At 59.3% G+C, this 5445-nt stretch carries 5 protein-coding genes; 3 read left to right on the plus strand and 2 right to left on the minus strand.

Annotated features, from left to right (window positions below; translation table 11 throughout):
- From EN879_RS22970 to EN879_RS22980, 3 genes are all read left to right on the plus strand, one after another.
- Nucleotides 1-2893: GAF domain-containing protein (locus EN879_RS22970; RefSeq protein ID WP_127274260.1), on the plus strand; the 2893-nt coding region annotated here is incomplete at its 5' end.
- Between the two features lie 110 nt (nt 2894-3003).
- On the plus strand, nt 3004-3330 hold the full coding sequence (locus EN879_RS22975; RefSeq protein WP_027036398.1) for a low affinity iron permease family protein: 327 nt from the start codon (nt 3004-3006) through the stop codon (nt 3328-3330).
- On the plus strand, nt 3275-4663 hold the full coding sequence (locus EN879_RS22980) for a phospholipase D-like domain-containing protein (RefSeq protein WP_082826786.1): 1389 nt from the start codon (nt 3275-3277) through the stop codon (nt 4661-4663). The genes EN879_RS22975 and EN879_RS22980 overlap by 56 nt, the downstream gene beginning before the upstream one ends.
- Before the next feature lie 144 nt (nt 4664-4807).
- Here EN879_RS22980 and EN879_RS22985 read toward each other — a convergent pair whose 3' ends face one another.
- Nucleotides 4808-5029: a hypothetical protein gene (locus EN879_RS22985; protein WP_013525114.1), complete on the minus strand. Its 222-nt coding sequence runs from the start codon at nt 5027-5029 to the stop codon at nt 4808-4810.
- A 9-nt stretch (nt 5030-5038) separates the two neighbouring features.
- Nucleotides 5039-5239 (minus strand): hypothetical protein, encoded by a 201-nt coding sequence (locus EN879_RS22990; RefSeq protein ID WP_013525113.1) that lies wholly within the window; start codon nt 5237-5239, stop codon nt 5039-5041.
- Between the last annotated feature and the right edge of the window lie 206 nt (nt 5240-5445).

Raw genomic sequence — 5445 nt, forward strand, 5'->3', positions numbered from 1 at the left:
CTCCTATGTCGATGATTTGAAACGAGGCGAGACGGTCGTCTTCGAGAATGCCGAGACAGACCCGCGAACCCACGACCATGCCGAGGCTCTCAAAGCAATCAGCGCCCAATCCGTCATCAACATGCCGGTTACGGAGCGCGGCGGGTTGGTTGCGTTATTGTACCTCAATCACTCCGAGCCAAGACACTGGACGCCGGCCGAGGTTGCTCTGGTTTCGGAAGTGGCTGACCGGACGCGCACCGCAATTGAACGGCTTCGTGCGGAGAAGGCCCTGCGTGAAAATGCCGAGCGCCTGGCCTTTCTGGATCGCCTCGGCAGAGAGATATCCCCGGCGACAGATGCCGACGCTGTCATGGAGGTCACCACCCGTCTACTTGGCGAACATCTAGGCGTTTCGATTTGCGCCTACGCTGACATGGAGCCGGACCAGGACCACTTCACCATTCGCGGCGACTGGAGCGCTCCTGGCTCGCCTAGCATCAGGGGATACTACAGTCTTGCCGATTTCGGTCGCCTCGCTGTTGGCAATCTGACCGCCAATCGGCCGCTCGTCATCAACGACAATCTCGAGGAAATTGCGCCCGAGGAAGCAAAGACCTTTCAGGACATCGGCATAACGGCAACGATCTGCATGCCCTTGGTCAAGCAAGGCCGGCTGGCTGCGCTAATGGCCGTTCACGACACGCAGCGCCGCGTCTGGTCGCAGCGCGAACTGTCCTTGCTGGCGGAGGTGACAGAGCGGTCATGGGCTCACATCGAGCGCGTCCGCTCGGAACAGGCTGCCCGAGCGAGCGAGGAGCGGCTAAGGCTAGCGACCGATGCGGCCGCTATCGGAACGTGGGACTATGATCCCATCACAAGGGTGCTGCGTTGGGACGACCGATGCAAAGCTCTCTTCGGTCTGCCACCTGAGGCGGAGGTGACATATGAGAGCGCGTTCCTGGCCGGTCTCCATCCAGAAGACCGTGAACGGGCGGATGAGGCCGTACGCCGGGCGCTCGCGCCGGGCGAGTCTTCCCGCTACGACATCGAATATCGGACGATCGGGCTGCGCGACGGAAAGGAGCGTTGGATAGCTGCAACGGGCGAATCTCTTTTCCGGTCCGGACGCGCGGTGCGTTTCATCGGCACCGTCATGGATATTACCGCGCGAAAGCGGGTGGAGAACCAGCTTCAGATGATGAATGCGACTGCCGCCGCCGTGGCAGCCGAGCTGGACGTGGAGCGCATTGTCCAGATTGTCACCGACGCTGGCGTCGCGCTGTCAGGCGCGCAATTCGGAGCTTTTTTCTACAATGTCCTCGATGACACGGGGGACAGCTATGTGCTCTACGCCCTGTCGGGAGCGCCACGCTCCGCTTTCGAAAATTTTCCCATGCCACGCAACACGGCCGTGTTCGAGCCTACTTTTCGCGGGACGGGCGTGGTGCGTTCCGATGATATCCTCATGGATGTGCGCTATGGAAAAAATTCGCCGAGGAAGGGAATGCCGGAAGGCCATCTTCCCGTGCGATCCTATCTTGCCGTGCCGGTCATTTCGCGATCGGGCGAAGTGCTGGGTGGGCTGTTCTTCGGACATTCCGGTTGCGGTGTCTTTGCCGCAGAGCATGAGACAGCCTTGCTGGGGCTGGCCGGTCATGCCGCCACGGCAATCGACAACTCCCGACTGTTCAAAGCGCTGCAGACGCTCAACGCCACTCTTGAGCAGCGTGTGGCTGAGGAAGTTGCCGAACGCGTCCGAGCAGAAGAGCACCTGCGCCAGGCGCAGAAGATGGAGGCCGTGGGACAGCTTACCGGTGGCATCGCCCACGACTTCAACAATATGCTGGCTGTCATCATTGGCGGTTTGAATCTCGTGCAGCGCAAGCTCCGAAACGGCGACACGAACGTGAACCACTTCGTCACCGGTGCAATCGATGGGGCACAACGCGCTGCGGAACTTACCAAGCGGCTGCTTGCCTTCTCTCGCCAGCAGCCCTTGGCACCGACGCGCCTGAATCCTAATCGACTCGTCTCCGGCATGAGCGAACTGCTGAGCCGAACGCTTGGAGAGACCATAGCAATCGAGACGGTGCTCGCCGCTGGGCTATGGCATGTGGAGGCCGATGCAGGGCAATTGGAAAGCGCATTGCTCAACCTTTGCGTCAACGCACGCGATGCCATGCCCGGCGGCGGAAAGCTCACGATTGAAACGTCTAACGCCCATATTGACGATCGGTATGCGAGAGAAAACGCGATCTCCTCGGGCCAGTATGTGATGATAGCGGTCACCGATTCCGGAACGGGCATGACTGCGGACGTGCTGGCAAGAGCCTTCGATCCGTTCTTCACCACAAAGGGAGTCGGCAAGGGTACCGGATTGGGACTTAGCCAAGTGTATGGGTTTGTTCGTCAGTCCGGCGGCAGCGTCAAGATCTATTCCGAACTCGGTGTCGGAACCACCTTGAAGATCTATCTACCGCGGTCGCATGGCGGCATTCCCGACAGCCCGGCCGCCGCCTTGGCGGGCGAGCATCCGGGACATTCAGACGAGGTCATCATGATCGTCGAGGATGAAGATCGTGTACGCCTGATGGCCGCAGAAGCGCTGCGAGAACTGGGCTATTCCGTCCTGGAAATGTCGGGGCCACGAGATGCACTTGCCGCCGTGGAGAGCGGGCATGTGCCTTCGCTTCTGTTCACCGATGTGGTCATGCCGGAAATGTCAGGCCGCGAACTGGTGGACAAGGTCAGGACATCGCACCCGTCACTAAAGGTGCTCTACACCACCGGCTACACGCGAAACGCGATTGTTCACAATGGCACGCTCGATTTTGGAACGGAGCTTTTGACCAAACCCTACACGATCGACGAGCTGGCCGAGAAGGTCCGAAAGGTGCTCGATCGAAAGTAACGATCGGCCAGAGGCGATGTACTCAAGCGGCCGACCCAAATCCACTGCAGGCACGGCGGGGCGGTATGATGTCTCGCCGGAACCAGGGGGACTGCCGCGAGTTCTCTGGAATGGCAAATCATCCGATCACCAGCGCCCTTACCTCAATCGGCACACTGACTTCCCGTCCCGCTGCGTTCCTGGTCTTGTTGGCCTACGCAATTCTTTGGATGATTTTCGAGCGACAGAGCTTGGATTGGCATGGAGCCGCAACATTGTTCACCTGGGCGATGACGCTGTTCATCCAGCGTGCGGAGCACCGCGACACTCAAGCGATCCATGCCAAGCTGGACGAGATCCTGCGGTCAGATCACGCGGCTTCAAACATCACCCGGATCGACGATGAAGAGCCCGAGGAGATCGAAAAACATCGCCATCGCCAGCAACAGGGCGATTGACGTGCAGCCTTTCGGTCCCGTTGCGTCAGGCGCCCGCAAGAAGACCTCCCGCATTGCGCCTTGGCGAAAGGTGCTCATCTATCTGGCCATTGCCGCCATCGGCAGCCTGCTCACGGTGTTGATCATAAACCTCACTCCGCAGCCGCGCGTTCTACGATCTATCGTCCCCCACCGGTTCGACGCTACGGATCCCCAATTTTCCAAGACGATGAGCAGCTATTCGCAAGGGCAGATGTTCGGTTCCAACGCGGTCCAAACTCTCGTCAACGGAGACGAAATATTTCCCTCAATGCTGCAAGCAATCGGGGCGGCTCGATCCAGCGTCAACATGGAAACGTATATTTATTGGTCAGGAGCCATCGGCTACGAGTTCGCGATCGCATTGGCGACGAAGGCCCGCGAAGGCGTGGAAGTCCGCGTGAACGTCGACTGGGTTGGCAGCCTTCCCTTCGACGAGGACCTGATCCGCATCATGACGACGGCAGGTGTGCGGTTCGAACGCTATCGGCCGCTACGCTGGTATACGTTGGACCGTGTAAACAACCGAACTCATCGCAAGCTGCTGATCGTTGATGGCCGGATCGCTTTCACCGGCGGGGTCGGCATTGCCGATGATTGGCGCGGGAACGCACGCAACTCAAATGAATGGCGCGACACCCATTACCGGATCGAAGGACCAGCCGTGCCCGCATTCCAGGCGGCGTTCGCCGAAAACTGGCTTGAGACGACCGGCGAGACATTGCAGGGCGGGAAGTTCTACCCTGCAGTTGCGGCCGCTGGCGGTCTCGATGCGCAGTTGATACTTTCTTCGCAGCCAAACGGCTCGGAGAACATGGAGCTGATGATGTTGGCGGCAATAGCCGCGGCCAAGGATCATCTGCGCATCGGCATGGCCTACTTCGTGCCGGACGACATCGCGCTGCAGCAGATTCTTGATGCAAGGAAGCGAGGCGTCTCGGTCGATGTCATCGTTCCCAATTGGCTCACGGATGTGCCTGTGGTGCGAAAGGGCTCGCGCTTTTTCTGGGGCGAATTGCTCAAGGCCGGTGTGCGCATCTTTGAGTTTCAACCCACAATGTACCATCCCAAGCTTTTGATCGTCGACGATGTCTGGGTGAGCTTTGGCTCGGCTAATCTGGATGAGCGATCCTTGCGCCTCAACGATGAGGCCAGTCTGAACGTCTACGGCTTGGAATTCGCGCGGACGCAAATAGACGTTTTCAACGAGGACCTGAAGCGATCAAGGCAGGTCAGTCTGGAAGAATGGCAAGCGCGTCCGCTAAGCGAAAAGGTCACCGACTACTTTGCGAGCAGGTTTCGCTCCCAGCTCTGATAATGGCGAGGAGGCGGAGATCCAAAGTCCCCGCGATTGCTCGCCAGGTATTTCGCAGCCTTGCTGGATCAGGTCGCGGAAGCCCTCCCTCCCAGCCGCGCTCGCCGCTGGACTCTCCCAGTGTTCCGCACGGATGTGGAGAGCCTAAAAGACTTCGATCACCTTACGGCTTCTCTTTTTGAGAGCCTGGATGGGTTTGCGGCGAGTTTGCGGCTGCGCCGGCGACGACTCCACCGGACGCTGTGCAAGCCTTGCTTGTCTCAGCCGCGCCGTCTTCTCGGCGCGTTGTGCGCGTTCAGCGTCCAGCGTCTCTTGGCTGATGCGTTTGGCGCGGTCGTATCTTTCCTTGTCATGATTGCGCGTCACGGACACCTCCTAGCCAGCAACAAAAATCCTGCGAACCTTTTTGGTGACACGCTGCTTGCGTTCTATGGGAGACGGCGTGATGGCCTGTGCGAGGCGCGCTTCCTTCAACCGCGCCGTCTTGGCGGCGCGCTCAGCACGTTCCTTGTCGACAATGATTGCTGCAGCTGATGTGGTCTTCTCGTTGCGAGCGTCATTATTGGTCCGCGGCATCTCAGCGCCTCGCCTTAATTCTTGTCGCCCGCAGAGCCATTTTGTACCTGGGTCGTGCTCTAACCTGGTGTATCGCCCCCTTGGGCGAGATTTTGCCTCGATGAGCCGGCTTCATGCGCAGGTGGTTGTCGTTGTCCGCTTGTGGGATGGCCATCTCGGTTCTCCTATGCGGGCCGAACTTCGATATGACACAAGTGTTCCAAGGC

The sequence above is a fragment of the Mesorhizobium sp. M7A.F.Ca.AU.002.02.1.1 genome (assembly GCF_003998535.1).
In the GTDB taxonomy this organism is placed as follows: domain Bacteria; phylum Pseudomonadota; class Alphaproteobacteria; order Rhizobiales; family Rhizobiaceae; genus Mesorhizobium; species Mesorhizobium ciceri.

What these genes read in the sequence shown, in the direction of transcription:
- EN879_RS22975 (WP_027036398.1), top strand. Translation starts at nt 3,004, where the DNA reads ATGGCAAATCATCCGATCACCAGCGCCCTTACCTCAATCGGCACACTG.
- EN879_RS22980 (WP_082826786.1), top strand. Translation starts at nt 3,275, where the DNA reads ATGAAGAGCCCGAGGAGATCGAAAAACATCGCCATCGCCAGCAACAGG.
- EN879_RS22990 (WP_013525113.1), bottom strand. Translation starts at nt 5,239, where the DNA reads ATGCCGCGGACCAATAATGACGCTCGCAACGAGAAGACCACATCAGCT.